Below are 24,903 nucleotides of genomic sequence, written 5' to 3' on the forward strand. Positions count from 1 at the left end.
GGCGAGCCGTTCGACAAGTTCTAGTCGTTGACGCTCGGTGCGGTGCTGAACCAGCAGGCGTCCGATGCTGGCCAGCGCTGTTCCGAAGGACGCGGCAAGTCCCATCACCGCGAGGAACGTTGACACTTCAGTGCTCTGCGCCGAGCGGGCGTATGGACTGCAACGGTTCCCTTGAGCCGGCGCCGTTTTCGATCTGCCAGAAGATCCAGCCGTTACGGTTGTCGGTGACGGTAGGGTTGTAATGTCTCACGACGGCACGAGCTGCGCCTGTTGGCGTCTGGAACGACTTCCCAGCGAGCGGTCCGTCCATGATCTCAACCCGGGCCGGCTTGAGGTATCTCGCTCGTACTCGGTGGCCCTCATAATCCGCATAGATTTCGACACCTTGTTCCGCTGGCTCAGGCCCGTCCCTAAGTGGCGCACCTCCTCGCTGTACTCGTATCTGTTGCCCTCGACTCGATGTGGGATCCTCAAGAGCCTCTACGGCGGCGTATCCGTACTCCTTCACGCCGCCGACCGCAAACTGGCCTTTCTCGCGGTTAGCCTTGCCTGTGATGCCCTCCCACGGGTACCTCTCCTCTCCTGCGGCGTTGAACACCATGCGGCGCCACTCCACGTCGGCGAGGGCAGCTCGAATCTCGGTCAGAGTCCAGCGCGGCTCGATGCGCAGCTTCGGATCCGAGAGGGTGTGATTCGCCAGAACGCCCAGGGCGAACATGACCGTCGGGCTGGAGACGACGGAGTCAGTGCGGCTGTCGCCCTCGAGGTGCGGTCGTATTGCCTCCACGATCACGCTCCACGTCGCAGTGACTTCCCTAGCGAGCAGGTCGGTGTCGATCCTCGGCGGGAGATCGATCGGCTTGGTTCCCAGCTGGGCGGCCGATCGCCCGATCACCGTTGCGGCGATGGCCTGGCGCCATGCTGAGATGGTCACGTGCTCGTCAGTGTTCTTGCCGACCTGCCGGCCTTGTCCCAGCGTGAGACCGACCTTGTCCGCGACCTCGCGAGCCAGATTCGTGATGGGGTCGCGGGTGTCCCGGACAAGTGCGGTACTCGCGGCCATTTTGACGCCATAGAGGTTGCGGTCGGCGAGTTGCTGCCTGGCCCACTCACGCGAGCGGTTGTGAAACAGCGTCACTGGTAGCTTGTAGTCGGCAAGTGCTGGGAAGAGGTCCTGCTCGTACAGACGGAACAGCGCCATCAGCTGGGTATCGCCGTCGAAAGCGATCAGTTTCGTTCGGAAGGGGACGTACGCGTACCCGTCCTCGACCGCGACCTCTTGCTCCACCCAGGCGTCGACCGTGGGCATGGACCCATTGATTTCGCCCTTGACTACACCGCGGATGTACGCGGCGTACGAGGACACGTTGTCTTTCTTGGCCTTCGTGAGGCGCGCGAGCCGCTGCACGAACTCGCGGTCCGCCGCCGCCTCCTTGATCGCGCTGTCCTGGTTGGCCAGCAGCCGGGTGTTCTCCGCAACATTCGGGTTGAGGAAGAGCTGGACAGCACGGGAAACCGGCATCGATGTCATGAACCGGTGCTTGTCCAGGACAGTGCCGGGTAGCGGGTTCCCGATGTCCATCAGGGCTGCGTTGATCGTTCCCATGTTTGGTGACCTCGTGGTCTGGGCCAGTCACCGCGGAGTCCTGTGGTTGTGCCAAAAGTGGAGGATCCGGGCGTCTGGGTCTGCGTGGTGTTAGCCGTCGGTCCGCCAGGTTGGCGACCGTTGCGCCTCAACTCTACCAACTCTAGCCTCGAGGCTGTCAAGAACAATCTCGAGGCTATTCTGTTAGGGGCATCTCGAGCCTCGAGGCAATCCACGAAAGGTTACCGGCGTCTCGCGCTGGGGGGCAGGCGCAAGGATTCCTGGCTATCCGTGTAGCAGGGTAGCTACGATGTAGCTATGACGACGACGCCTCGGTCTATACGGTTCGACGATGCTGTGCTTGCCAGGCTTCGGCACCAGGCATCCACCGAGGTTGGCAACAACGTGTCCGCGCTGGCCCACCGGCTCGTCGATGAGGGCCTGCGGATGGCTGAACATCCCGGCATCATCTTCAAGCCCGGCCCGTCTGGCCGTCGTGCAGCTCTTGCCTATGGGCCCGATGTGTGGGAAGTCGTCAAGTTTCTTCGAGAGATCGATGAGCGAGGACCGGTTGCCCTTGTTGCCGCTGCCGAGACGTTCGCGGTTGATGTCGGCCGTATTACCTCAGCCGTCAGCTACTACAGCGATTACAGCGCAGAGGTTGAAGGAGAAATCGAGGCAGCAGAGGAGGCCTCGATGCGTGCGGAGCGAGCTTGGGCTGTCCAGAGGAAGCTGATCGCGTGACTGAGCCGGTGGAACTGGTTCAGTTGCTACTGGATGAGATGTTCTCGCCGACGGTCGCCGAGGCGTTGCGTGCGCACGGGCATCGGGTTGCTGCCTTGGTCGAGAGGCCGGAAATGCGTGCCATGCCGGACGAGGAGGTCTTCGCTTGGGCCGCTGCCCAGCGATGCTGGCTGCTGACTGAGAATATCAAGGACTTTCAACCGATCAAATTGCGCGCCCTGCAGGCGAACGCGCCGATTGCTGGGTTGCTGTTCACGAGCAGTCGAACCTTCCCGCGTTCTCGGCAGCAGATTGGTCCTCTGGTCGAGGCGCTCAACGAGTGGCTGACGAAAGGGCCGCCAGAACCACCGATCATTGAAGATTGGCTGCAAAAGGTCTGAATGATTCTGTATGGAGCATCCCCACGGAACTCCCAGCTCGCTTCGATGGGTTCAAGTAAGCGGTCACCATCTCCACGAGTTCGGCGGAGGTCCCGACCCGCGGAAAGCGCGGGCCGGGGCCTCTTCGATTCTGCTCCGGGGGCCGAGCCCCCGGACGCCCCGCGTTATCTGATGGTCGCGCTCGGCGGTGGGTTGCCCTGGCGCTTGGCGTGGCACCGCGGACGCTTCCCTCAGAATTGGGTCGCCCCGGTTCCGCGGTGTGAGGTTGAAGCCGTCAGGCGACGAGGATGGGGACGTCGTACTTCTGAATCTCCGCATCTCGGGTGACCAGCGTCAGCCCCTCAGTCTGCGCTTGAGCCACCAGCATGCGGGCGAAGGGGTCCCGGTGGTGCAAGGGCAGCCGGCCGGCCGCAATGCTGTGTTCGGCGTTGATGGCCAGATGCTGGAGGTCGCAGTCGCGGAGGCGCTCGGGAAGGTCGGGCGGCCCCACCTTCCCCAGAGACTGCTTGATCGTGACCTCCCAGATCGTTGCCGCACTGAGAAACACGACCGGTTCACGGTCGATGTGGTCTTTGACATCGGCCGCGAGGGTGGCGTCATCGGCCAGCCACCAGAGCGCGATATGAGTGTCGAGCAGCAGGCTCACGGTGCCAGACCGAAGTCACGACCGATGGAGTCGTTGACTTCACGAGAATTCCAGTCGTCAGACATGGTGAGGCCGACCAGAGAACCCCGACCGGTCCTGTTGACCCGGGGCTTGAGGGGGATGACCTTGGCGACTGGAGCGCCGGCTCGGTCGATGATGATTTCCTCACCGTGCTCAACCCGGTCGACGATGCGCGACAGGTTGACCTCGGGGTCGTCAATGCTGATGTGCGCTGCCGGCTCCGACATGGCCACCTCCTTGAGAAGGAGGTTAGTCGAGTTGGCCGGGGCACGGTCACCGGTGCAGTGAGCGAGGCATACGGTGGATGACGCTCGAGTGCGCTTGTTCGGTGCTAACACCGATTGCAGGCGTGCAGATTAGGACTTGTAAGCCTCGAGGTCGCATCCCCTCTGGATCGCGTCGACCGCCCGGCTCGCCGCCAGAGTCCTGGTTAAGGCGGGCGGGGTTGAAATCAGAGCTGGCGGAAGAACGTTGTTATATCGGTGGCCAGGAGGTCGGGCTCCTCGAGGGCGGCGAAGTGGCCGCCTCGGGGCATCTCGGTGTAGCGGACGACGTTGTAGAAGCGCTCGACCCAGGCTCGGGGCTGCCGGCCGCCGATGTCGGCCGGGAAGAATGCGACCGCGGTCGGCACGGTGACCCGCTCGAGGCGGGGGACGAGCTGGTGGTAGCGCTCGTAGTACGGGCGGAACGACGTTGAGATCGTGTTGGTGAACCAGTAGAGCGACGCCTGGGTGAGCAGGAAGTCGTCGCCGAACTTGGCTGACACGTCGCCGTCGCAGTCGCTCCACGCGCGGTACTTCTCCAGGATCCAGGCGAGCAGGCCGGACGGTGAGTCGGACAGGCCCTGCGCGGCGGTCAGGGGGCGGGTGCGCTGCTCGTGGGAGTAGCCGCCCTCGTCGGCGTGCCAGCGCTTGTTCTCGGCCAGCCACGCGCGTTCGTCGTCGGTCAGGTCGGCCGGCTCGGACGCGGCCGGGCCGGTGACATCCAGCACGTGCAGGCCGGTCACCGCCTCGGGGTGGGCCTCGGCCAGCCAGCCGGCGTCACCCGCGCCGATGTCCGAGCCGTGCACGCCGTAGCGTTCGAAGCCCAGCTCGTCGTGCATGAGCCGGTGCCAGATCTCGTGGACCGGCACGCTGCCGAGGGCCGGCCGCTGCTCGGACAATCCGTAGCCGGGCAGGGACGGGACGATCACGGTGAACGCGTCCTCGGGCCGGCCACCGAACTTCGACGGGGTCGACAACCGTTCGGCCAGGCCGGTCAGCTCCAGGAACGAGCTGGGCCAGCCGTTGATGAGCAGGAGCGGCGGCGCTCCCTCGCGTTCGGCGTCGTAGCGCAGGTAGTGGACGGTGGCGCCGGCGATGTCGGCGAACCGGGACGGCAGGGCGTTGATGGCGGCCTCGTGCTTGCGCCAGTCGTACGACGAGGCCCAGTAGTCGACCAGCCGGCGCAACTCGCCGCCGTCGGTGCCGGCCGCCCACGGGTCGACGGGCCAGGACTTCGCCCAGCGCGTACGGCCCAGGCGCTCTCGGAGGTCGGCCAGGTCGGCATCGGACACGTGCAGAGTCATCGGATCCTCCTGAAATCTGTGCGACACCACTGAACGATAATACTGGTGTCGTCGTTGAGTCAACACCAGTAAAGCGATATGGTGGTGTCGTGCCCGGACTGAAGCTGATCGAGGAGTTCCTGAACACCGTCGACGAGCGGAGGTTCCGGCGGCACGGCGAGAACCACGTGGCCCGCGACCAGCTGAGCTCGCCGCAGGCGCTGTCCGACTGGCTGGAGGCGCACGACCTGGGTTCGCAACCGGCCGACCTGGCCGCGGCGACCACCCTGCGCACGGCCCTGCGGCAGTCCCTGCTGGGCGGAAGCGAGAGTAAGAACGGGGCGGTCTTAGCCGACTATCCCTTGCGACTGGCCCCGGGCGACGCGGGCGAGCTGCGCCTGGCGTCCGACTCCGGCCGCCCGTGGCTGGACGCCATCGTCGAGACGGTGGCGGCCGGCGCGGCCACGGGCGACTGGAAACGAATCAAGCTCTGCGCGGCCGAAGACTGCCGCTGGGCGTTCTACGACACCTCACGCAGCGGCCGCGGCCGCTGGTGCTCGATGGAGGTCTGCGGCAACCGCCACAAGACCCGCACCTACCGGGAACGCCGGTCGGCGTCAGGTGGTCCAGACCTCGGCTCGGTCGATGCTGATGAACGTGCCTGAGGACGCGGCGTTCTTCTCGCCGGTCACGCGTACGCGCAGCGTGTGGGTGCCGTAGGCCAGCTTGGGCGACAGGTAGTTGAGGGCCTCGCCGACGCGGATGGCGCCGTAGAAGTCGGCGCGCTGCTCGGTGCCGCCGTCGACGCTGACGGCCGCGATGCCGTTGCCGGTGTCGCGGACCGAGAGCAGGGCGATCTGGGTGCCGGTGAACGAGTAGGTGGCGGTGGCGCCGGTCTGGTTGGTCCAGTGGTCGTCGCCCCAGAAGCACTGGGCGGCGCAGCCGGTGCCGGAGCTCCAGGTTCCGGCGTACGAGACGGTGGTGTCGTTGATCCAGCCGGTGGACGGGCCGGGGTCGCCGGACGGCAGGTCCTGGGTCGCGCCGATGGCCAGCGGCTGGCCCAGGTTGGGGCTGCCGTCGGCGTTGAACGAGATGCGCTGGATGCGGGTCGTGCGGTTGGTGTAGGTGAACACGCTGGTCGTCTTGGCGTGGTAGACGATCCACGTCTCCGCGCCGTCGGGGCTGGTGAAGAAGCCGTGGTGACCGGGGCCGAAGACGCCGCGGGAGTCCTGCCGGGGGAAACGGTTGCCGTCGTGCTGCTGCCAGCTCGCGCGGTTCAGCGGGTCGGCGGTGGCCGCCACGCTCATCATCCAGATGCCGTAGTCGGGCTTGCCGGTGTCGCAGACCGAGTACGTCATCCAGGTGCGGCCGCCCCGGTAGAGGAACGCCGGCCCCTCGCGCACCTCGGGGCAGTGGCCGCCGGCGTTCAGGCTGACCGCGTTGCCGGCGACCGTCCACGGGTTGGACAGCGACGCGATGTTGATGCCGTTGTGCTGGAACTCGTTGAGCCCGCTCCACATCAGGTAGAGGCGGCCGTTGTGCTGCATGATCCCGGGGTCGATGGCGAAGACGTCGCGGTTCGGCGGCACCAGGCGGGCCTTGAAGTGGTACGGGCCCATCGGGTCGTCGCCGCTGGACTCGGCGACGTACAGCCGGTGGCTCTCGTCGACGCCGTTGTCGGCGGTGTAGTAGATGTACCAGCGGCCGCCGCTGCGGAGCAGCTCCGGCGCCCACATGTGCTGGTTGCGTGAGGCGTCACTGTCCCGCCACACCTGCACGGCCGGCGCGCGCAGCAGGCCGGCGACGCTCGGCGCCCGCCGGATCCGGATCGCGTCACCCTCGGTCATCGCCAGGTAGTAGCTGCCGTTGAAATACGTCATGGCCGGATCGGGGCCGGTCCCGATCTGGTTGCGGAAGGTGCCGGCGGCGGCGTGTGCGGGGGCGGGGAAGAAGAAGAGCAGGCTGAGTACGGCGACCAGCGCCGCCCATCGCTGCCGTCGGGGAACGGGGCGCAGCATGGGAACCTCCACGTGGGGATGAGGAGTGAGCCCCGACCCTACATCGAAGATGTTAGATATAGCGCTGCTGTGTTCGAATGTGGTGGTTCCGTCCCCTGGGAGCCTCGGTTCAGATCGCGGGCGAGGTGCCCGCCGCAAGGTTTGATGTCACCGATGAGATGACACTGATGCCGGTGCGACATCATCCGGCTCACGCGAGATCGAGATCAACCTCAGCCGGACTCGCGCCGCCAACGGAACTCCTCGGCCGACGATAAGTCCGAGGGTAGCCATCCCGATGATCAGGCCCAACGTGCCCCACAGGATGTTCTCTCCTGCGGTAAGGAACCAGATGCCGATTCCGACGATGGACAGACTTGTGCCGATCACCGAGGCGATGGCGAGAGCCTCACTCCTCGACGTCTGAGCAAGGCCCATGAGACTCACGAATGCACCTTGGAGAGCCAAGGCCGCGGCCGCAAGCGGTTGCCCGGCAAGGCCTGAGGAGGCACCGACGAAGAACATCACCTGCCCGAGCGCGAAGATCATGGAGCTGAAGTACCTCGGCATCCGAATGATGAGGGATTGATCCCAGGTCCAGCGCTCCGTGGTCCGCGTCATCAGCCTGTCGACGAACGCGGCCATCGCGACGGATGAGACGCCCACGATGATCAGCCATGTCCCCGCGGGCTGCTGGCCGTTGATAACGAGTTTCAGGCCGGACCCCAGGGAGCCGGCCAGGAGCCCAGCCATGATCATTCTTAGCAACAGGTGTATCGCTTTGGTGAGATCTCTCTGTGTCGCCACAGTCGCCGCACCGATGATCACTGATATGGCAGTGGCGATGCCGGCGGCTGTCGACGACATCATTGATGCCGTGAGCGAGCCGATGAGCAGCAGGCAGAGCGCGAAACGCAGGCTGTACTGCGCGATGAGAGCTCGTGGTCTCTGCCGAAGCCACCATGCGGCCGCGAAGCTGCAGGCTGTAACGGCGGAGATCGCCAAAGCTTTCAGTCCTGCCGCGTCGCTGACAACATTGGTGAAGACGGCCACTGCCACGAAGGTTGCGGCATGAGTTGTTCTTTTTATCCAACTCGGTCGAGACGTGGAGTGGTGATCGTCCTCGCGTGGGCCCACCGCCGAATTCTGACAGCCACGGGCAACATCAGACCGCGCCTAACCTCGAAGAGCCATCGAACCGGTCGTCATCGCTCTGCCCATGGGTTGATTACCACGACTGCGATTGCTGCGATGTGACAGCGACGAGGGCGTCTGGGAAGGTGTGCCGCCAGTTGACGTAGTCGTGGCCGCCGGAGAACTCGGCGTAGCTCACGGCGTACCCATGACGACGCAGTTGATCTCTCATCTCGCGGCAGACGCTGAGCTGGGACGGGGCGCCGCCGGGGCCCGGCATGGTCTCCATCCGGCCGACGTCGAGGAAGACGCGCACGTCGCCGCCGGCGAGCCGGGGCACGTCACGGATCAACCGGCGTGGCTCACCGTCGCCGGGGGCCGGCCACCAGAAGCTGCCGGAATGCGCGATCACCCCGCTGAAGAGATCGGGACGGCGCAGGCCGAGGTACGCGGCGACGAGGCCGCCTCGGGACATGCCGGCCACCACGTTGCCGCCGGTCGGCGCGCCGATGCCCAGCGAACGGGCCCACGGCAGGAGGTCGTCGACCAGGCCCTCGATCGCCGGGCCGGGCATCAGGTCGTCGTCGCGGCTCGCCTCGCGGGCGTGCACGAAGAGGGCGGTCATCGGCGGGATCCGGCCGTCGGCGATCAGGTTGTCCAGGGCGGTGGGCATGGCCATCACGGTCTGCGCCAGCCAGCCGTCGAACACGACCAGGGTGGGCCGGCCCGCCGGGTCGACGCCGTGCGGGCGGTAGATCGTCACCGGCAGGTCGTGACCGGGGAGACGCTCCAGGGACAGCTCGCCGGGGATCACGCCCGGTCGCGGCTCGGTCCACGGCGACACCGGCGCGTCCGGCAGCTCCAACAGGGACAGGTAGCTGTCCCGGTCGCTGGGGTCGTACGGGTCGGCGGCGAATCGGACGACCGCCGGGTTGCCGGGGTCGAGGTGGGACGGGCCGTCGTACGAGAGGGTCGACGGCGCGTCGGCCACGCCGTCGTGCGTGATGCAGTAGATCGTCCGCAGGTCGCGGGGGAAGACGCGGGAACCGTGCCAGACGTCGGTGCCGGGGATCCGGGCCAGGTCAACCTCGATGTTCCACCACGCCCGGGTGGTCTTCGCCTCGCCCCGCCACAGGAAGGTGACCAGGACATGGTCGTCGTCCCAGGGCTCGACGAGCGGGGCCGAAGGGTCGTCCATCAGTCGCGCCACCAGTGGACTGCGTAGATCGTCGGACAAGAGATCCCTCGCCAACAAAAGGTGATCAAGCCGCAACGGAGGGTTCCACAAAGGACGACTGTCGGTCAACCCATCGTCACACCGGCGCCGAGCCGACCAAGATCGGCGCGGGGGCGGACGGCGTCAGCTGCGTGTTCGCGGACTCCGACATCACGTACGCCTGAGACGCGGACGGGCCACGCCGACCCTCAGCCCCGGCGTGGCCCGTCCGTTCCGTCAGTACTTCTGGGTGACCCTGATCGTCCAGTGGCAGTCGGTCTGGGTCCGCAGCGTGAAGTAGCCCGAGTCCGAGGACGGGGCGTTCAGGTAGTCCGTGCCGGACATGTAGTTCCCGTCGTCCTCCCAGACGTAGTCGTAGTCGCCCGGGTCCCCCTGCCAGCTCAACCCCAGGAACGGGAAGTACGAGTCGCAGTCGGCCGTGTACTTGACGGTCATCGGGACGCCGCTCTCGGCCGCGACCGTGCCACTGGTGTACGGGCCGGTGCCCGACCGGGAGACGACCGTGTGCGTCGTCGGCTGGTACTTCGGGCCCTTGGCGCCCTGGTTGCCGGTCGGGCCCTTCGCGCCGAGCGGACCACGCGGACCGGCCGTCGTGTTGTCCTTGCCGTCCGCACCGTCCCGGCCGTTCGGCCCGGCCGCTCCGGCCGCACCGGTCGCGCCCACCGCGCCCTGCGGGCCGACGCCGGCGACCGCGGCGACCGCGAACCCGCTCGCGCCGCCCCAGCCGAGCACCCCGGCGACGAGCACCACCATCACGCGTCGGGTGACCCTCATCCGCGGTCTCCCTGCGGGCCGCGCGGGCCGGTGGCGCCCTTCGGTCCCTGGGGACCCTGCGGGCCGGCCGGACCGTCGCCGCCGTCCTGGCCGTCGGCGCCGTTCTGCCCGGCCACGCCGTTCGAACCCGGCGCGCCCGGCTCTCCCTGCGGACCCTGCGGGCCGAAACCGGCGAACAGCGCCACCACCAGCGCGGCGGTCAGCACCCAGCCGGCCGCCACGAAGAGCGCCAGCTTGCGCAGCGGGATCTCGCGGCCGGAGGGTGCCGGCGGGGCGATGGGGGCGGGCGGGGTCACCAGGTAGGGCTGTGGCGCCGGGGCCGGCGTCGCCCACGGGTTGGTGACTTCCGGCTTCTGCTCGTAGTCGAGCGACATGGCACTCCTTCGGTGCTCGGCGGGGGGTGGTGCGCCGGAATAATCGGTCGCCCGCGGACCGGAGATGAGAACTACGATCCCGCTTTCATGGAGAGCCTCACGAAGAACCGGCAACCGGTCGCGACGCTGCGGGCCATGGCCGAGCGGGCGTACGGCGCCGGCCTGGTGCCCGCGGGCGACGACTGGGTCAGCGAGCTCGGGCACGGCTGGTTCAACGCGGCCTACCGGATGCGGCTGCGGGACGGGCGTCAAGCGGTGCTGAAGGTCGCGCCGCCGCCGGGTGTCGAGGTCATGACCTACGAGCGGGACGCGATGGCCACCGAGCTGGCCGCCCTCGAGCTGATCCGCGAGCACACCGGCGTGCCGGTGCCCGCGGTGCACTTCGCCGACCGCGGCCGGGACCTGTGCGACGCCGACTGGTTCCTGATGGACTTCGTCAACGCCGACAACTACGGGATGATCCGGGACACCCTGGCGCCGGCCGAGCAGAACGGCTACGACGAGGCCGTCGGCGCGGTGAACCGGCAGCTCAACCAGATCCGGGGCCGGCGGTTCGGCCGGCTCGACGGGCCCGGCGCGGCGAGCTGGCGTGCCTTCTTCACCCAGATGGTCGAAGACCTGCTGGGCGACGGGTCGCGGCGGGACGTCGACCTCGGCTTCGCGTACGCCGACGTCAGGGCCGAGATCGCCGAGCACGCCGGCTGCCTCGACGCGGTGACCGAACCGCGCTTCGTCGAGTGGGACCTGTTCCCGAACAACGTGATGATCCGCGACGGCCGGATCGCGAGCGTCATCGACCACGAACGAGCCTTCTACGGCGACCCGCTGATCGAGGCGATCTTCATCGGCACCGGACTGCCCGCCTTCGGCGACCCGGCGGCCTACCTGCGCGGGTACGGCCGGACCGAGCTGACCGCGGACGAACACCGGCGCCGTCGTCTGTACAACGTTCACCTCGGGCTGATCCTGGTCATCGAGACCGCGTACCGGGGATTCGGCTCGGACCACGCCGACTGGGCCCGCGCCCGCCTGGCCGAAGCCATGACGGCGGGCGCGATCAAGGGCTGACCCTCAGTTGCCCTCGTTGATCCACTCCACCAGGGCGTACAGCTCGGTGTCGTTCGGGCCGTGCGGCAGCTTGGTCGGCTCCTCGCCGGTGCGGCGTTCCGGGTCGGCCGACAGGTAATAGTTGCTGCCGTGGTGCGTCCAGGTCAGGAAACGCCCCACGCCCTCGTCGGTCGCCTGCAAGGTCACCGTCACGGGTACGCCGTCCAGCGTCACGGTCGTCGGCGGCGCCAACGGCACGTCGACGGTGTCCGGCAGCTTCTGTGGCACCTTGACCCGCGAATACTGGGCCGTCGCCTGGAACCGGGCCTCGCCGGGCACCGCGAGATAGGTGAACGCCCGGGTGTGGACGCCATTCTCCGCCTCCAGCTCCCCAGTCGCCTCGAAGAGCTGCTCGATCGGCACCACCGCGGTCGTGGCCCGGTCGGTCGGCGCCGACATGACCGGCGGCCCGGCGAGGTTCGGCCCGGTCAGACCGAAGGCGAGACCGGCCGCCACCACGAGCGTCGCGCCGCTCACGGCCATCACCCGGCGCCGGGTCCGGAACCGCCGGCCCGCGCGCAGCATGTCGTCCGACGACAGGCCCGGGGTGTCGGCGGCCAGATCGTTCAGGGCGGTACGGAGATCATCAACGGTAGGCATGAGAGGCCTCCTCCGTTTCCGGTTCGGACACCGCGACACGCAGTTTGCGCAGCGCCTTGTGGCAGGTCGACTTGACCGAGCCGACGCCCATGCCGAGCAGGTCGGCCACCTCACGTTCGCTGCGGTCGTCCAGGTGGCGGAGCACCACGATGGCGCGTTCCCGGGCGGTGAGCTGGGCCAGCAGGTCGCGCAGGACCTGCCGGTCCTCGTACGCGCCGATCGGGTCGGGGGCGCTCGGCTCGGGCAGCGACTCCGACGCGGGCGACTCGTGCCGGCGATGGGCCCGCCGCCACCAGTCGGTGACCGCGTTGGTGACGGCCCGCAGCAGATACCCGTACGGATCATCGTGCTCGATCCGATGCCACCGCGGGATAGGCCCGCGTCAGCACCGTCTGCACGATGTCCCGAGCCTGCTCGGCATGCCCGCACAACAGCTCCGCGTGCGCGATCAGCCGCCCCGACCGAGCCGCCACGAACGCGGCGAAGGACTCGTCCGTTCCGCTCTTCATGCCCCTCCAGACGTGACGACCCCGCTAAAGGTTGCCGTCGGAGAAGAGGGAGCGTTCAGGGGAGGTCGAGGGGGAGCTTGATGCCGTCGAGGGCGTGACCGCACGGGCAGGTGCGCTCGGCGGGCAGGCGGGTCACCGCGTCGAGGAGGACCTCACGCAGGCGGGCGGTGTTGTCGGCGAAGACCTTGAAGACCTCGTCCTGGGTCACGCCGTGGTCGCCCTCGACGCCGGCGTCGAGATCGGTGACCAGGGCGATCGCCGTGTAGCAGAGGGCCAGCTCGCGGGCCAGGACCGCCTCGGGGTGACCGGTCATGTTCACGATCGTGCCGCCGATCGAGGTGAACCACCGCGACTCGGCACGGGTGGAGAAGCGCGGGCCCTCGATCACCACCATCGTGCCGCCGTCGACCGCGTTCACCCGTTCGGACGCGGCCAGCACCGCCACCCGCCCGTCGGGGCAGTAGGGGTCGGCGAACGACACGTGCACGGCGCCCTGCTCGTAGTAGGTCTGCGCCCGGCCGCTCGTACGGTCGATCAACTGGTCGGGAACCACGAACGTGCCCGGACCCAGCTCGGGCCGCAACCCACCGACCGCACAGGGAGCGACCACCTGGCGCACGCCGAGCGACCGCAGCGCCCACAGATTGGCCCGATAGGGGATCTGGTGGGGCGGGAAGCGGTGATCACGGCCGTGTCGTGGCAGAAAGGCGACACTCCGGCCGCCGACCTCGGCCACGGTGATCGGGTCGGACGGCGGACCGTAGGGCGTGGACACCTCCACCTCGTGAGCGTTGTCGAGCAGTGCGTAGAGGCCGGATCCGCCGATCACGCCGATCTCCGCCGCTGAGGGTGGATGGTTCATGCGCAGACCTTATCCGTGGCCGACAGCAGCGGCTATCGTGCGTTGCATGGCGTTGCTCTCAACCACTCCGCTTCCGGCCACGCGGCTCCCGGCCGCGCGCGTGGGCGGTGCGCGACTCCCGGCCGAGGGCGCCGGCCGCGCGCGGTTCCCGGCCGGGAGCGCCGGCGGTGCGCGGCGCGTGGCCGGTGGGTGGCGGAGGCATCGTGTATAGCGAGGGACAGCGGATCGGAGGTCGGTCGATGGAGTCGATGACCGGTCAGTTACTGGTTGCGACTCCGACCCTCAAAGATCCCAACTTCGACCGTACGGTCGTGCTCCTCGTGGCGCACGAGACCGGCGGTGCGCTGGGTGTGGTCCTCAACCGGGCCACCGAGGTTCCGGTCGCCGAGGTGCTGGGCACATGGGGCGAGCTGGCCGGCGATCCCGCGGTCCTGTTCGAGGGCGGCCCGGTGCAGCCCGAGTCGGCGATCTGCCTGGCCCGCACCCGCCCCGAGGTGAAGAAGCGGTTGACCGGGTTCCACCAGGTGGCCGGGGCCCTGGGCACGGTCGATCTGTCGGCCGACCCCGACCGCCTGCGCGACAGCGTGGCCGGCATCCGGGTGTTCGCGGGCTACTCCGGCTGGTCGCCCGGCCAGCTCGAGGACGAGATCAGCTCGGGCTCCTGGTTCGTCTTCGACGCCCTGCCCGGCGACCCGTTCGTCACCCGCCCGGACGACCTCTGGGGCATGGTCCTGCGCCGCCAGGGCGACATCCTGGCCGCGGTGGCCCACTTCCCGCCCGACCCGAGCCTGAACTGAGCCCCCTCCGCCCGGTGGACCCGGCGAGGTGTGTACTATTCCGTGAGTGCCCGGGGAGACCTGAGGCGAAGCAAGGGGCTGTGGCGCAGCTGGTAGCGCACCACACTGGCAGTGTGGGGGTCAGGGGTTCGAGTCCCCTCAGCTCCACCAGGTGAGGCATTGAGCGAACCGTGTCCGGTTCGCTTGCCTCGGTGGTGGTCTCGTCGGTCTCTGCGGTGTCAGGGCCGGGGATTTTGAAGACCGGGATGATCTGTTCGTCGTCGGTGATGCGGATTTCCGCGATGAGGTCTTCGATGGTGGCTTTGCGTTCGGCTGAGGTGCCTTCGGCGATTACGTGGCCGAGGTGGGCGCGGATGCGTTCGATGGTGCTGGGCGACGGTGCGGCGGGCTGTTCTTGGATGGTGTCGGCGATGTCGTCGCGGCGGACTTTGAGGGCGTCGATTTCGGTGCGGAGTTCGCGGAGGCGGTCTCCGGCGTCGGCTTCGTCGATGGTGCCGTTTTCGAAGGCGGTGCGGTAGCGGTCGCGTGCGGCGGTTTTCGCGGTGATGACGGTTTCGATGGCGTCGAGTTCGTCGCGCCGGTCGGCGTAGGTCTCGTGGTGTTGTTGCTGGGCGCGGGTGATGGCGTCGGCGATGAGGGTGTCGGCGTTGCGGTAGAAGTCGTGGAGTGCTTGCAGGGTGGCGGCGTCGATGGCGGCGGGGGCGTCGAGGCGGGGTGCTTGGCAGCCGTGCGCGCCGTAGCGGACGCAGGTGTAGTAGCGGTAGGTGCGGTTGCGGCCTCTGGCGGAGGTGCCGATGTATTTGTTGCCGCATTCTGGGCAGGTGATCAGGCCGGTCAGGTGGTAGTCGGATTCGCTCATGGCTCGTTGGTGGTGTGCGTCGGAGCGGGTGTCGGCGATGGTGCGGACTCGCCGCCAGGTGTCGCGGTCGATGAGTGCTTCGTGTGCGTCGGTGACGTGTGCGTCGCCGTAGACGATGTCGCCGACGTAGGCGGGGTTGTCGAGGATCCGGCCGATGGTCATGCCGGACCATTTCTTGCCGTTCCGGTTGGTGATGCCGCGCCGGTTCAGTTCATCGGCGATGCCTCGGGTACCGATCCTTTCTTCGGTGTAGAGGCGGACGATCTCGCGGACGATCGGCGCTTCGACTGCGTGTGGAACGAGTTTTTGCGTGAGTGGGTCGATGAGGTAGCCGTACGGGCGGGTCCCTCCGACCCATTTCCCTTTTGCTGCTTTGGCGTTCATGCCGTTGATGACGCGGTCGATGATGGTTTCGCGTTCGAATTCGGCGAACACGCCGAGCAGTTGCACGAGCATCCGGCCGATGGAGGTGGAGGTGTCGAACGGTTCGGTCGCGGACGCGAACGCGACACCGGCGTCGTCGAGGTCGCCCAGCAGGTCCAGTAGATCGGACAAGCGGCGGGAGAACCGGTCGACGCGGTAGACCAGCAGCACGTCGTATCGTCCGGCTTTCGCCGCGCGTAGGGCGCGTTGCAGGCCGGGACGGTCGGTGGAGGCACCGGAGGCGTCATCGGAGAACGGCTCGGCCAGCATGGCCCAGCCGGGTTGCGAGTTGACGTAGGAGGTCAGCGCGGTGACCTGCGCGTCGATGGAGAACGGCTGGTGTTCGTCGTCGGTGGAGCGACGCACGTAGAGAGCGACACGACGCGTTCCGGCCGGTGTGTCACCGAACCCCGGCCGAGGTCGGCGACGTTTCGTTTTCGGGGTGGTCGCTGCCATGAGGGCGTTCCCCTTTTCGCGGATTAGTTGGGGCCGGTGGCGGCCTGGCCGCCACCGGGTGCGAGGGCGTCTGATATGTAGTTATGCGGCTTTGCGGGGTTGCTCGGGGTGGTGCCGTTCGTAGCGCGCGATGAGTACGGCGAGGCTTTCCACGGCGTCCGCGTACTCATCAACTGTCATGATGACCGTTTCAATGTGTGCGATACGGATATCGGTGATCGCGGGTTTCCCGCGCCCCGGCGTCTTTTGCCGGTCACGGGAACCGGATTCTGTGTCGGGAGATTTGAGTTCATGATACCCGAAATCAGGGTGGTCGCGTTCGCGGCTGCCCATATACCTCCATCAAATGCTGTGTTGATTTCACATGCCGAAAGGCTGAGGTGCATTTCGGGTCGTCCTCCTTCCAAGCCCATGTCGCAATAGGATTCGAAATCGATGTGCGGTGCGCGGATGCCGGCCGGGGCCGCCCGTTGGGCTCCCGTCAGGTCGTCTGTTGGGTGCCTGTTGGGTTCAGTTGGGCTTGCTCTGACCGACCCCGTCCTGGCGGGAGGGGATCCACCCGCCGCCGCGCTGCCGGCGGTGGCCTGTCAGACATCGGCGACTGTCTGACAGAAGCCGATGACAGTCGCCGGTCATGCGGCGGTGTCGCGGGTGCGGGCGGTGATGGTCGCGTTCAGAGCGGCCAGGGGCAGGGTGGGGCCGTCGTGGTGATGCAGCCACCAGACCGGACCGGCCGGGTTGTTCACGTGGCTGTCAGACGGCCTCGATGGGTCACCGGCGGGCGGGCGGCGGGCGTAGGCGCCGCGATGGTCGTGCACGGCGGTGGCGCTCGGGTAGCCGACGCTGGCGTCGGTCAGGGCGGTGTGCAGGTGGCGTTCCCGGGTGGGGTTGGGGAGCCAGAACAGCACCGGCCAAAGGTTCCCGGTGATCCGGGCGAGACGGTGGTAGCCGTCGAGTTTGCCGACCAGGCGGCCGATCGGTTCGGTGCCGGTGTCGTACTCCAGGAAGAACGCCGTGCTCTGTCCGCTGCTGGTGAAGATGCCGTGTCCGTCCGGGCGGACGGTCGGGATGTAGGCCAGCGCGGCCGGGTCGAGGCGTCCGTCCGGGACGGTGACATGACGGGTGAACGCTCCGGTCTGCTGACAGCGCGAGGCGGACCACCAGCGTTGCAGGTCGGCGTCGGGATGGGTGCGGGCGTGCGCGGCGAGGCTGGTGAAGAAGTCGTTGACACCGAGCAGGTGTGGCAGGTTCGCCCGGCTGGTCAACGCCCAGCGCCGTTCGCGGGCATGGGTGCGGCGTGGCACTGGTTCGCCGCGCTGGGCGGCGATCACGTCGACGCCGAGCTGGGCGAGTAGCCAGTGGTAGGGGAACGAGCCACCGTCGGCGCGTTGCGGCCGGAACCGGTCGACCAGTCGCATCGCCAGCAGGGCGCGTAGGCGGCGCTGGGCGAAGTTGACCGACGGGAACAGCCCGGCGGCGATCTGCTCGGTGGTCAGCACCGCGTGATCGGCCAGCCAGCCCAGCAGGATCAGGTCCCGGCCGGTCACCGCGGACTGCACCCGCAGGATCGGCTCACTCACCGGCCACCCCCAGGTTGCCGGCAACCACGCCACGGCCGGCCTATAGCCGCGACACCCCACCCGGGGATCCCCAGGAAGGGATCAGTCGTAGCAGCGGCGATTACTGACAGGGCGGCGCTGAGCTGGGCTGTCAGACCGGGCAGCCCGTCCGGTTGGGTGTCCTCATCAAGCAGGACCCCCGCCCGCACACCCGGCGGGACCGCCACCAGGACACTGGAAACACCAGCAGACCGGCACCCAGTTGGGTGCCGGTGACAGACATGATCGACACGCATCGAAAGACTCCACAGCGGCGCAGGGCAACGGGGCGAGCAGCGGCCACCCGGCAACACCTGAACGCCCACGGATTCGCCCGTGACGCACACCCACGATCTGAACCAGAGGGAGTGCGCGTCACAGTGCCCATGGCGCTGGAAGTGCCGCATATCGGAATTTGTCAAGATCGGTGAGACCAGTGGGTGTTAAGCAGCGAGGATCAGGGCCTCGTTCTGGTCGGTGGCGGGTTCGGGTTTGTTGATCCAGGCGGTGTCGGCCAGCCGCAGGGATTTCGGTTGGGGCCTGCGGGTGAACCGTTCGGGATTTTGGGCCCAGGCGGTGTCCAGGATCTGTTGGCGGGCAACGGTTACCGCGTCGGCGTGGCCGTAGTGGACCGCGGCCGGGGTGTGCAGACCGATCCCGGTGTGGTGGTGTTCGTGGTTGTACCAGGTGAAAAACGAGTCGCAGAACGCCCGGGCGTCTTGCAGTGACCCGAAGCGCCCCGGGAAGCTGGGATGGTATTTCACCGTCTTGAACGCCGCTTCGGAGTACGGATTGTCATTCGATACGTGCGGACGTGAGTGTGACCGCAGCACGTGTAGGTCGGCGAGCAGATCAGCGACCCTCTTCGAGGTCATCGAGGTGCCCCGGTCGGCGTGCACGACCTGCGGGATGCCATGGACCGTGAACACGTCGGCGATGAACTGCTCGGCCAGCACCGCGGACTCGGTGGCGGCGACCTTGTAGCCGACGATGTAGCGGCTGTAAATGTCGATCATCACGTAGGCGTCGTAGTAGACGCCCCGGCTCGGGCCGGGCAGCTTGGTGATGTCCCAGGAGAACACCTGCCCCGGCCCGGTCGCGATCAACTCCGGCCGGGCCCGAGCGGGATGCCGGGCCAGGCGGCGCCGTTCGGCGACCTGCCGGTTGGCGCGCAGGACCCGGTAGAGGGTGGCCACCGAGGCCAGGTAGACGCCCTCGTCGAGCAGGGTCGCGAACACCTCGATCGGGGTGGTGTCGACGAACCGGTCGCTGTTGAGTACCGCCAGCATCTGGGCCCGCTCGCCGGCGCTGAGCCGGTTGGCTGGTGCCCGGCGCGGCATCGGGGGCCGGCCCGGGCCCAGGACGGCCCGGCGGTGCGCGGTGGCCCTCGAGACCCCTGCCAGGCCGGCCGCCGCCCGGTGGGAGACGTGCACCCGTAGCGTCGCGGGTCCGGCGCCACTCACTGATCAACGACGAGTACAAGCCGTTCTCCCGCAGGAAAGCGTTACCCGTGCCCGACTGCACCGCCGTCTCGTAACCGGCGAGCAGCCGGAGTTTCTCCGCCGGACTGAACGAACGCCGTCGTGGCCGATCCGTACGCGGTTTCTTGGCCATATCCCTATCGTCGCCTACCAACGGGTCCAGCGTGTTGAGCGTCAACGTGATCAATCCATCCTCGCCCCGGGCGGGCTACACCTGTGAACCGCTGGTCTCACCGAACCCTGACACCCAGGGTATGGCCGCGAGGAGCAAGGTGCCGGCTCATGCGCACGACTGCGTCTGTCACCCGCGACAGGCGGCGACAGACGCATCGACGATGTGTCGGACACCGGGGCTCAACTCACCGGTGTGGGTGCCTGATTGGGGGTACGCCCGACCACCGGAGCCGCCCGATGCCAACCAGCCGCCCTGATCAGTCCTCAGACCCGTGAACCGGCTTGCACACTGAAGGCTGCATAGGCACGGGCCCCTGCGGACGGGCGACCGGCCACACGGGATACAACTCCCAGGAAGCACAGCCAAGGTCCGAACGGGCAACCCCTCCGCCCGAGCTTTCGCACATGACGAACACTTTCGACCCCATGCGTTCGGGAGGCCGATTCGACGGCTGTAGGCGTCCAAGATGCAGTGCCGAGGCGGTACGCCACCGAGTACAAAAAAGCTCAATATCGGAAGGAAGTTCGCCGTGACGCTTTTCGTTATGTTGACAACTCAAACGTTTGGATCGAGGGGCAGCGGATTAGTGCGGTGCGACGGGGTCAAGCGCGCGACGTTTATGAGGCAACGCGGGGACGAATCGTCGACCATGAGTGGGGGTACGACTTCGGCTATCTGTATGAGGTCGCGTGCCCAATCGATGCACATATTGGGCGATCTAAGTTATGGGGATCTAGGCCGCCTGCCAACGACTCTCTGTGGAAGCGTGCACGCGATGAAGGCTTCGAGGTGGAAACGTTCCTGCGTAATCAATCAAACAAGGAGAAGAGGGTGGATAACGCGATTGCGGCAACGATGCTGGAAGACGCGTTCTTGTGGATGAAACCAGAACGCGGAGACACCGCAGTGCTAGTTGGAGGCGACGGTGACTTTCTTCCGACATTCGAGGTATTGCGGCGTCGAGGTATTAAACTGCGTGTTGTCTTCTGGAGGCATGCTACTAGCAGAGACCTTCGAGATTTCGCCGACGAATTTGTCGAGCTCGACCCTCATTTCGACAAGCTCAGCCGGCGTCTCTCCAGGGCAGAGGTCAAGGTGTTCGAACACGGCGGTTTCGGTGACCTCGACGACGAGGTTGCAGGCGCCGAGGCCGGTCCAGGCCAGGACTTCGGTGACGAGCTGGGTGAAGCCGGGTTCGGCGAGCTGGCGGGCGGAGACGTTGACGCTGATCCGCTGCGGCGCGTCGTCGCCCGTGGATGCCTCGCCAGGTCACGGCCTGAAGCCGCCGGGTTCTCGACGATGACCCCGCACGCGAAGACCGCGATCGGCGGGCCGGCCGAGCTGATCGAGGTGTTCGACCGCGAGGGGCAGCGCGCGCACGTCCACCATTGACCGGCGAGAGGCGGCGTGGTCGCTTCAGCTCTTCGCGCCGGGCACGATGTACCAATGGCCGTCGAGACGGGCGAGCGACAGAGAATCCTTGTAGACCGTGGTGTCACCCGCGTCACCGCTGCGCAGATCGAGGTCCACAGTGGTGAGACCGGCGACGCCGACGCTGTGGAACTGCAGGGATTCGTAACTCAGGCTACGTCCGCCAAGGCGTTCGACCCGATCGGCGGCCAATGTCGGCGCGTCGGCGTCGGGAGCCACCATGTCATCGATGGCATCCACGTCCCGGGCGTTGACGGCGTCGATGTAGGACGTCACCACATCCCAGGGATCGTTGTCGTCCGGCCGGGGACCTCCGCCACATCCGCCTGCTGCGAGCAGTGCCGCGGCGGCGAGTGTCACGAGCGGTCCCCGGCCTCGCGTCGTCATGGATTCACCATACCGAGTGAGTCAACCCGTACACCTGCATTCTCGGGTATTTCACGGACACATCGGCGAGAATCTCGGACAACGGACGATACGAGTAATCGTTGTCGTGCTGGGTCATGTACAGCTCGACCGTGTGCTCGTCGTAGTAGTTGTTCGAGACAAATTGCGTGTGATTGATTTTGTCGTCGGCGGTGATGTTCCAGTCGTACTGGACCACATCGGAGTCCTGGCAGTAATAGACGTTCGAAACCGCCTCGAATCTGGCGGCATAGAGGGTGGCGAACGAGTGCCAGTTGGCGGCGGCTCCCCACGTGTAGCTGCACGTGTTCACCGTTGATCCGTAGAACCATTTGGAGAGGGTGGACTGGCCGGGCGGCCCGATCTGGGCCCATCCGCCGCGGAACATGATCTGCGAGACGAAGCTGGTGCAATCCCCGCCGTTGTTGTGATAGTCGGGGAAATCGGGATTCCGGCTCGTCGCCCACGTGGCGGCGTACCGAATCATCTCATCGTGGTTGTACACGGAGTCGAGGCGCTCCCTGCGGGTCGCGACGTGGACCGGCGCGACCTCCGAAGCCGGGCCCGCCGCCGGCCCGACGATGGCGGACGCCGCGGCCGATCGCCGACCGGCCCGGTCGAGACGCGGCTGGGTCAACGGCGGAAGAGCGCCGTCGCTCTCGACCCGTGCGTCGGCGAGCAACCATCCGCGCGACCGGTCGCGGACGAGCCGGACCTCGTGGACGAGCCGATACCGGCTCTCCGGGATGTGCGGGGGATGGGCGCCCGCAAAGCCCAGGCTGGTCAATTCCTCCACACCCAGAACGACCTCGTGAGCACTCGCGGAACGAATCGTCAGGCTTACGGTTGCGTGGGCGCCGGCATAGCCGCCGTGCGCCTTGCGGGCGAGGTCGCCACCGGCCAGGATCTCGGGCGCCTCGTCATCGGTCGCAACGCCGAAGGCGCTGATGGAAGATTGCCGCCAATCGGCGGAGGTCAAGCGCTTGCCCGCCTGAGTGATACCGATCGCGCGATTCTGGAAATACGACTGAACGATACCGCGGAATGCCGTCAGATCGTCTGCCGCCAGGGCGGTCGCGGCGTGGGCCGCATACGGCTCCAAGGCGACCGCGCCGACTCCGGCAGCCATTGCGGACAGCATTGAACGACGCCTCATGATCCCCCCCGTGGGAAGTAGGTCCATCCACAGTGTCATAGACAATTGCCTATGTCTACGGCGGCTTGGCGCCTTTCGTCCGCGACCAGGACCCGCCCCGTCTCACCGATCGCGGCTTGGCTGTTCGGCGGGGGCATGGGCGAGTGTAGGGCCCGCCACACCGACCAACCCGCCGCAAAGCTGCGGGCCGCCGCTTCCTGGGCAAGGCGGGTCTTGCCATGACCGCCCGGGGCGTGTACTAGCCTCAGTCTGACCTGCCCCGGAGAGTCGAGCCAGCGGCACACGTCGGCCAATTCGTCGTCTCTGCCAACGAGCGGAACAATCTGGTGCCGGGCAAGCAACAGCCTGCTCGGTTGCCGCCGGGCCTGGCCAGCTGCCAGCGGCACCGCGTCCATTGGGAAGCTCTCGAAGCGGTAGGGCGGACGCTGTTTGCTGATGATCACGTCACGACCGACGTGCTCCACCGAGATGACGTCGCCGAACACGATCGTTGATGGGCCCTTCGACCGGAGTGCCATCCAGCTCAGCCGCTGATCTCGAGGTCGCCGCCGACACCGTCGATCAGGTGGGCCGGGCCCTCGATCCGCGATTTGGTGACCGACTGACCACCCGGTTGTCGTTTGCGCGGGTGGTCGGCAGCTGGCTCGGCGGCGGGCGCCAGCCGCACACCGATTCCTACATTTCCGTCGACGTTCCTGACCAAATCCACGCTGCCGCCGACCTGGACGTTCGCAACTTTTTGACCACCGACTGCCGGCTCGTTCCGGAGGTGCGCCAGGCTGTAAAGGGTCAGCGGTAGTCCGAGCAGGGCTACCAGGCCACCGGCCACGCTGCCCCACTTGTCGGCACTGTCGAGATGCGAACCGCGTAAAAGAAGCCTGATCCAATTAACAGCGGGCCGGCACCAATCGACATCGACCAGCCGAGCACTCTCCGAGTACGCGTCATCCCTCCACCTTGGGAGACCACCACGTCGCGAGCAGCCATGCATCGACAACCCCGCGCCTTCTGTAAGAAGGCGCGAAGTGTCGCCCACGCACCTTCACCGGGATCGCCAGGTGCCGGCCAGGGGTTCGCAACGAGATGATGACCGGGTCACAGCTTGTGGGGCTGAACGGTCCGACACCGATAGGAGGCTGTCGTAGCCATTTCCTGCATATGGGCGTGGATTCCGTTGTGGAGATCGACTTGCGGGTGCCAACCGAGGACCTTGCGGGCGCGGGTGGGGTCAGCACGGGTGAGCAGGACGTCACCACTGATTGCCTCATCCTGCTCAATATGGATGTCGTGGCTGATGAGCGTGGTCACGATGTCGATCACGTCCAACAGCGAAGCCGTTGAGCCTCCGCCGACGTTGATGGTGCCATGGGCGGTTGGTACGACAGCGGCGGCGATGGTGGCGGCGACCGCGTCGTCGATATAGGTGAAGCCGCGCTGTTGGCGGCCGTCCCCATAGAGATGCAGCGGCTTGCCGGTCAGGCCAGCGTGGAGCGCGCAGTGGGTGAACATGTCGGAGCGTTGGCGGGGGCCGTAGACGGAGAAGTACCGCAGAGCGACGACGTTTGGGCCGCCCGGGCGCTCGGCGTAGGCGAGGCAGAGTTGTTCCTCGGCGAGCTTGGTGATCGCATATGGGGAGGCTGGCATGGGCCGGTCGTCTTCGGCGCTCGGGGCGCCGTCGGTCGCCCCGTAGACGCTGGAGGAGGAAGCGACGACCAGCCGCGGGACGCTGATGCGGGTGCAGGCTTCCAAGATTCGGTGGGTAGCGAGCACGTTGGACGCGAGGTAATCACCGAACTGCGGCCCCCAGGAGGGCCGCACGCCGGGTATCGCGGCGAGTTGAAAAACCGCATCCGCGTCGATCAGCAGCGGATCGATCGCGCAGTTGCACAGGTCAGCAGTGACGTGGTGATAGCGCGGATGCCCTCGCAGGGCGGCGAGGTTGGCGGCGCAGGCCGGGTCGGTGGATGAGTCACGGCGGTCGACGCCGATAACCGTAGTGCCGGCTTGGGCGAGTGCCTGGGCGAGGTGTGAGCCGATGAAGCCCGCTGAGCCGGTGAGCACGGCGCGGCGAAGGGTTGAGGTCGTCGGGAATTGCTCGCGTTGCGACATGGAGTCTCCACGAGTGATCGAAGGTGGGACGTCGGCTGATGCGTGTCCGGCCAGCGTGGTCGTGTGCGCCCGATGCGCCAGATGTCCAGTCCGGCCGTCGCGGGAAGCGCGCTCGGATGCCCAGGGCCATGTCCCGCATTCGTTGGGCTGCATCAGCTAGCCTCCGTCTTTCATTAAGTGGCGTGGGTCGTTGCGTTTGTTTGGTTGGGGATAGGTTTGGTGGCCGGGGCAGGCGGTGTCGCCCGGCTGTTGGCCGGGTTTCTCCGTGGTCCTGTGGTTGGTGCGGCGGATTCCGTTGTTAGGTAACGGGTTCGGGTAGCGCGGCAAGGCGTTCGAAGGCTTGGACGAGGTCGCTGGTCCAGGGCCAGTCGGCGGCGATGCGCAGGGTGGTGGTCCGGGCGGTGCGGGTGAGTTTCGCGGCGACGTGTAGCAACCGGTAGCGCAACTTCTTCGGTTCCGCGGCTGCCAGCGGCCCGTCCAGGAGCAGGTGCTGGGTC

Annotated in this window: 27 protein-coding genes, 1 tRNA gene and 2 pseudogenes; 7 read left to right on the top strand and 23 right to left on the bottom strand. The window is 67.1% G+C overall.

What is annotated here, in order from left to right; genetic code table 11:
* Positions 1-127 precede the first annotated feature (127 nt).
* A complete protein-coding gene (locus AB0O15_RS16300; protein WP_364318973.1) occupies positions 128-1,606 on the bottom strand; it encodes a DNA sulfur modification protein DndB in 1,479 nt (492 codons plus the stop codon).
* 297 nt (positions 1,607-1,903) lie between these two features.
* On the opposite strand from AB0O15_RS16300, the gene AB0O15_RS16305 reads away from it, so the two are divergent.
* Positions 1,904-2,329, top strand: a complete 426-nt coding sequence (locus AB0O15_RS16305; RefSeq protein ID WP_364318975.1) for a hypothetical protein — start codon at positions 1,904-1,906, stop codon at positions 2,327-2,329.
* Positions 2,326-2,709 carry a DUF5615 family PIN-like protein gene (locus tag AB0O15_RS16310; protein WP_364318976.1) on the top strand — a complete coding sequence of 128 codons (384 nt, stop codon included), beginning with the start codon at positions 2,326-2,328 and terminating at the stop codon, positions 2,707-2,709. Before AB0O15_RS16305 ends, AB0O15_RS16310 begins: the two co-directional genes overlap by 4 nt.
* Positions 2,710-2,983: 274 nt before the next feature.
* Here AB0O15_RS16310 and AB0O15_RS16315 read toward each other — a convergent pair whose 3' ends face one another.
* From AB0O15_RS16315 to AB0O15_RS16325, 3 genes are all read right to left on the bottom strand, one after another.
* Positions 2,984-3,355: a type II toxin-antitoxin system VapC family toxin gene (locus tag AB0O15_RS16315; protein WP_364318978.1), complete on the bottom strand. Its 372-nt coding sequence runs from the start codon at positions 3,353-3,355 to the stop codon at positions 2,984-2,986.
* Positions 3,352-3,603 (bottom strand): type II toxin-antitoxin system prevent-host-death family antitoxin, encoded by a 252-nt coding sequence (locus tag AB0O15_RS16320; RefSeq protein WP_364318980.1) that lies wholly within the window; start codon positions 3,601-3,603, stop codon positions 3,352-3,354. The genes AB0O15_RS16315 and AB0O15_RS16320 overlap by 4 nt, the downstream gene beginning before the upstream one ends.
* Positions 3,604-3,827: 224 nt before the next feature.
* Positions 3,828-4,943: an epoxide hydrolase family protein gene (locus tag AB0O15_RS16325; RefSeq protein WP_364318981.1), complete on the bottom strand. Its 1,116-nt coding sequence runs from the start codon at positions 4,941-4,943 to the stop codon at positions 3,828-3,830.
* An 89-nt stretch (positions 4,944-5,032) separates the two neighbouring features.
* On the opposite strand from AB0O15_RS16325, the gene AB0O15_RS16330 reads away from it, so the two are divergent.
* Complete coding sequence (locus AB0O15_RS16330) at positions 5,033-5,587, top strand: CGNR zinc finger domain-containing protein (RefSeq protein WP_364318983.1); 555 nt, start codon at positions 5,033-5,035, stop codon at positions 5,585-5,587.
* Here the strand turns inward: AB0O15_RS16330 and AB0O15_RS16335 are convergent.
* From AB0O15_RS16335 to AB0O15_RS16355, 5 genes are all read right to left on the bottom strand, one after another.
* Positions 5,540-6,940 carry a glycoside hydrolase family 43 protein gene (locus AB0O15_RS16335; RefSeq protein ID WP_364318985.1) on the bottom strand — a complete coding sequence of 467 codons (1,401 nt, stop codon included), beginning with the start codon at positions 6,938-6,940 and terminating at the stop codon, positions 5,540-5,542. The two genes, AB0O15_RS16330 and AB0O15_RS16335, sit on opposite strands and share 48 nt — an antisense overlap.
* A gap of 147 nt (positions 6,941-7,087) precedes the next feature.
* Complete coding sequence (locus AB0O15_RS16340; RefSeq protein WP_364318987.1) at positions 7,088-7,972, bottom strand: hypothetical protein; 885 nt, start codon at positions 7,970-7,972, stop codon at positions 7,088-7,090.
* 175 nt (positions 7,973-8,147) lie between these two features.
* Complete coding sequence (locus AB0O15_RS16345; RefSeq protein ID WP_364318988.1) at positions 8,148-9,251, bottom strand: alpha/beta hydrolase-fold protein; 1,104 nt, start codon at positions 9,249-9,251, stop codon at positions 8,148-8,150.
* Positions 9,252-9,506: 255 nt separating this feature from the next.
* The gene (locus AB0O15_RS16350) at positions 9,507-10,064 is read right to left on the bottom strand and encodes a hypothetical protein (protein WP_364318990.1); all 558 of its coding nucleotides are present in this window, start codon (positions 10,062-10,064) and stop codon (positions 9,507-9,509) included.
* A complete protein-coding gene (locus AB0O15_RS16355; protein ID WP_364318992.1) occupies positions 10,061-10,438 on the bottom strand; it encodes a hypothetical protein in 378 nt (125 codons plus the stop codon). Before AB0O15_RS16355 ends, AB0O15_RS16350 begins: the two co-directional genes overlap by 4 nt.
* 87 nt (positions 10,439-10,525) lie before the next feature.
* Here AB0O15_RS16355 and AB0O15_RS16360 point away from each other — a divergent pair, with 87 nt between their 5' ends.
* Positions 10,526-11,506, top strand: a complete 981-nt coding sequence (locus tag AB0O15_RS16360; protein WP_364318994.1) for an aminoglycoside phosphotransferase family protein — start codon at positions 10,526-10,528, stop codon at positions 11,504-11,506.
* A 3-nt stretch (positions 11,507-11,509) separates the two neighbouring features.
* Here the strand turns inward: AB0O15_RS16360 and AB0O15_RS16365 are convergent, their stop codons facing one another.
* The 4 genes from AB0O15_RS16365 to AB0O15_RS16380 are packed head-to-tail and all read right to left on the bottom strand — an operon-like array spanning position 11,510 to position 13,516.
* Positions 11,510-12,145 carry a hypothetical protein gene (locus tag AB0O15_RS16365; protein ID WP_364318996.1) on the bottom strand — a complete coding sequence of 212 codons (636 nt, stop codon included), beginning with the start codon at positions 12,143-12,145 and terminating at the stop codon, positions 11,510-11,512.
* Positions 12,132-12,518 carry a sigma-70 family RNA polymerase sigma factor gene (locus AB0O15_RS16370; RefSeq protein WP_364319060.1) on the bottom strand — a complete coding sequence of 129 codons (387 nt, stop codon included), beginning with the start codon at positions 12,516-12,518 and terminating at the stop codon, positions 12,132-12,134. The genes AB0O15_RS16365 and AB0O15_RS16370 overlap by 14 nt, the downstream gene beginning before the upstream one ends.
* A complete protein-coding gene (locus AB0O15_RS16375; RefSeq protein ID WP_364318998.1) occupies positions 12,487-12,654 on the bottom strand; it encodes a hypothetical protein in 168 nt (55 codons plus the stop codon). The genes AB0O15_RS16370 and AB0O15_RS16375 overlap by 32 nt, the downstream gene beginning before the upstream one ends.
* A gap of 55 nt (positions 12,655-12,709) precedes the next feature.
* Positions 12,710-13,516, bottom strand: coding sequence for an S-methyl-5'-thioadenosine phosphorylase (locus tag AB0O15_RS16380; protein ID WP_364319000.1), 807 nt, complete (start codon positions 13,514-13,516; stop codon positions 12,710-12,712).
* 239 nt (positions 13,517-13,755) lie between these two features.
* Between AB0O15_RS16380 and AB0O15_RS16385 the strand changes: the two genes are divergently transcribed.
* A complete protein-coding gene (locus AB0O15_RS16385) occupies positions 13,756-14,313 on the top strand; it encodes a YqgE/AlgH family protein (protein WP_364319002.1) in 558 nt (185 codons plus the stop codon).
* A gap of 74 nt (positions 14,314-14,387) precedes the next feature.
* Positions 14,388-14,463: transfer RNA gene (locus AB0O15_RS16390), tRNA-Ala, on the top strand.
* A 580-nt stretch (positions 14,464-15,043) separates the two neighbouring features.
* Here the strand turns inward: AB0O15_RS16390 and AB0O15_RS16395 are convergent.
* From AB0O15_RS16395 to AB0O15_RS16410, 4 genes and pseudogenes are all read right to left on the bottom strand, one after another.
* Positions 15,044-16,051 (bottom strand): annotated as a pseudogene (locus AB0O15_RS16395) (recombinase family protein); the annotation flags it as partial.
* Between the two features lie 81 nt (positions 16,052-16,132).
* Positions 16,133-16,384, bottom strand: a complete 252-nt coding sequence (locus AB0O15_RS16400; protein ID WP_364319004.1) for a hypothetical protein — start codon at positions 16,382-16,384, stop codon at positions 16,133-16,135.
* Between the two features lie 299 nt (positions 16,385-16,683).
* Entirely contained in the window at positions 16,684-17,631 is a 948-nt protein-coding gene (locus tag AB0O15_RS16405) for a replication-relaxation family protein (protein ID WP_364319006.1), read from the bottom strand.
* Between the two features lie 461 nt (positions 17,632-18,092).
* Positions 18,093-19,263, bottom strand: a pseudogene (locus AB0O15_RS16410) (DDE-type integrase/transposase/recombinase).
* A 633-nt stretch (positions 19,264-19,896) separates the two neighbouring features.
* Between AB0O15_RS16410 and AB0O15_RS16415 the strand changes: the two are divergent.
* Entirely contained in the window at positions 19,897-20,697 is an 801-nt protein-coding gene (locus tag AB0O15_RS16415; RefSeq protein ID WP_364319062.1) for an NYN domain-containing protein, read from the top strand.
* A 24-nt stretch (positions 20,698-20,721) separates the two neighbouring features.
* On the opposite strand, the gene AB0O15_RS16420 is transcribed toward AB0O15_RS16415, so the two are convergent.
* From AB0O15_RS16420 to AB0O15_RS16445, 6 genes are all read right to left on the bottom strand, one after another.
* A complete protein-coding gene (locus AB0O15_RS16420) occupies positions 20,722-21,123 on the bottom strand; it encodes a hypothetical protein (protein WP_364319008.1) in 402 nt (133 codons plus the stop codon).
* A gap of 4 nt (positions 21,124-21,127) precedes the next feature.
* The gene (locus AB0O15_RS16425) at positions 21,128-22,270 is read right to left on the bottom strand and encodes an amidase domain-containing protein (protein ID WP_364319010.1); all 1,143 of its coding nucleotides are present in this window, start codon (positions 22,268-22,270) and stop codon (positions 21,128-21,130) included.
* A 62-nt stretch (positions 22,271-22,332) separates the two neighbouring features.
* Positions 22,333-22,815, bottom strand: coding sequence for a hypothetical protein (locus tag AB0O15_RS16430; protein ID WP_364319012.1), 483 nt, complete (start codon positions 22,813-22,815; stop codon positions 22,333-22,335).
* A gap of 5 nt (positions 22,816-22,820) precedes the next feature.
* Positions 22,821-23,126, bottom strand: coding sequence for a hypothetical protein (locus AB0O15_RS16435; protein WP_364319014.1), 306 nt, complete (start codon positions 23,124-23,126; stop codon positions 22,821-22,823).
* 266 nt (positions 23,127-23,392) lie between these two features.
* Complete coding sequence (locus AB0O15_RS16440) at positions 23,393-24,406, bottom strand: NAD-dependent epimerase/dehydratase family protein (RefSeq protein ID WP_364319016.1); 1,014 nt, start codon at positions 24,404-24,406, stop codon at positions 23,393-23,395.
* A 298-nt stretch (positions 24,407-24,704) separates the two neighbouring features.
* On the bottom strand, positions 24,705-24,903 hold a 199-nt coding region (locus AB0O15_RS16445; RefSeq protein ID WP_364319018.1), incomplete at its 5' end, for a transposase.

The organism is Actinoplanes sp. NPDC089786, assembly GCF_040684855.1.
In the GTDB taxonomy this organism is placed as follows: domain Bacteria; phylum Actinomycetota; class Actinomycetes; order Mycobacteriales; family Micromonosporaceae; genus Actinoplanes.

Coding starts and splice junctions, on each gene's coding strand:
- AB0O15_RS16300 (WP_364318973.1), bottom strand. CDS start 1,606: ATGGGAACGATCAACGCAGCCCTGATGGACATCGGGAACCCGCTACCC.
- AB0O15_RS16305 (WP_364318975.1), top strand. CDS start 1,904: ATGACGACGACGCCTCGGTCTATACGGTTCGACGATGCTGTGCTTGCC.
- AB0O15_RS16320 (WP_364318980.1), bottom strand. CDS start 3,603: ATGTCGGAGCCGGCAGCGCACATCAGCATTGACGACCCCGAGGTCAAC.
- AB0O15_RS16325 (WP_364318981.1), bottom strand. CDS start 4,943: ATGACTCTGCACGTGTCCGATGCCGACCTGGCCGACCTCCGAGAGCGC.
- AB0O15_RS16335 (WP_364318985.1), bottom strand. CDS start 6,940: ATGCTGCGCCCCGTTCCCCGACGGCAGCGATGGGCGGCGCTGGTCGCC.
- AB0O15_RS16345 (WP_364318988.1), bottom strand. CDS start 9,251: ATGGACGACCCTTCGGCCCCGCTCGTCGAGCCCTGGGACGACGACCAT.
- AB0O15_RS16350 (WP_364318990.1), bottom strand. CDS start 10,064: ATGAGGGTCACCCGACGCGTGATGGTGGTGCTCGTCGCCGGGGTGCTC.
- AB0O15_RS16355 (WP_364318992.1), bottom strand. CDS start 10,438: ATGTCGCTCGACTACGAGCAGAAGCCGGAAGTCACCAACCCGTGGGCG.
- AB0O15_RS16360 (WP_364318994.1), top strand. CDS start 10,526: ATGGAGAGCCTCACGAAGAACCGGCAACCGGTCGCGACGCTGCGGGCC.
- AB0O15_RS16365 (WP_364318996.1), bottom strand. CDS start 12,145: ATGCCTACCGTTGATGATCTCCGTACCGCCCTGAACGATCTGGCCGCC.
- AB0O15_RS16375 (WP_364318998.1), bottom strand. CDS start 12,654: ATGAAGAGCGGAACGGACGAGTCCTTCGCCGCGTTCGTGGCGGCTCGG.
- AB0O15_RS16380 (WP_364319000.1), bottom strand. CDS start 13,516: ATGAACCATCCACCCTCAGCGGCGGAGATCGGCGTGATCGGCGGATCC.
- AB0O15_RS16385 (WP_364319002.1), top strand. CDS start 13,756: ATGGAGTCGATGACCGGTCAGTTACTGGTTGCGACTCCGACCCTCAAA.
- AB0O15_RS16400 (WP_364319004.1), bottom strand. CDS start 16,384: ATGGGCAGCCGCGAACGCGACCACCCTGATTTCGGGTATCATGAACTC.
- AB0O15_RS16420 (WP_364319008.1), bottom strand. CDS start 21,123: ATGACGACGCGAGGCCGGGGACCGCTCGTGACACTCGCCGCCGCGGCA.
- AB0O15_RS16425 (WP_364319010.1), bottom strand. CDS start 22,270: ATGGCTGCCGGAGTCGGCGCGGTCGCCTTGGAGCCGTATGCGGCCCAC.
- AB0O15_RS16430 (WP_364319012.1), bottom strand. CDS start 22,815: ATGGCACTCCGGTCGAAGGGCCCATCAACGATCGTGTTCGGCGACGTC.
- AB0O15_RS16440 (WP_364319016.1), bottom strand. CDS start 24,406: ATGTCGCAACGCGAGCAATTCCCGACGACCTCAACCCTTCGCCGCGCC.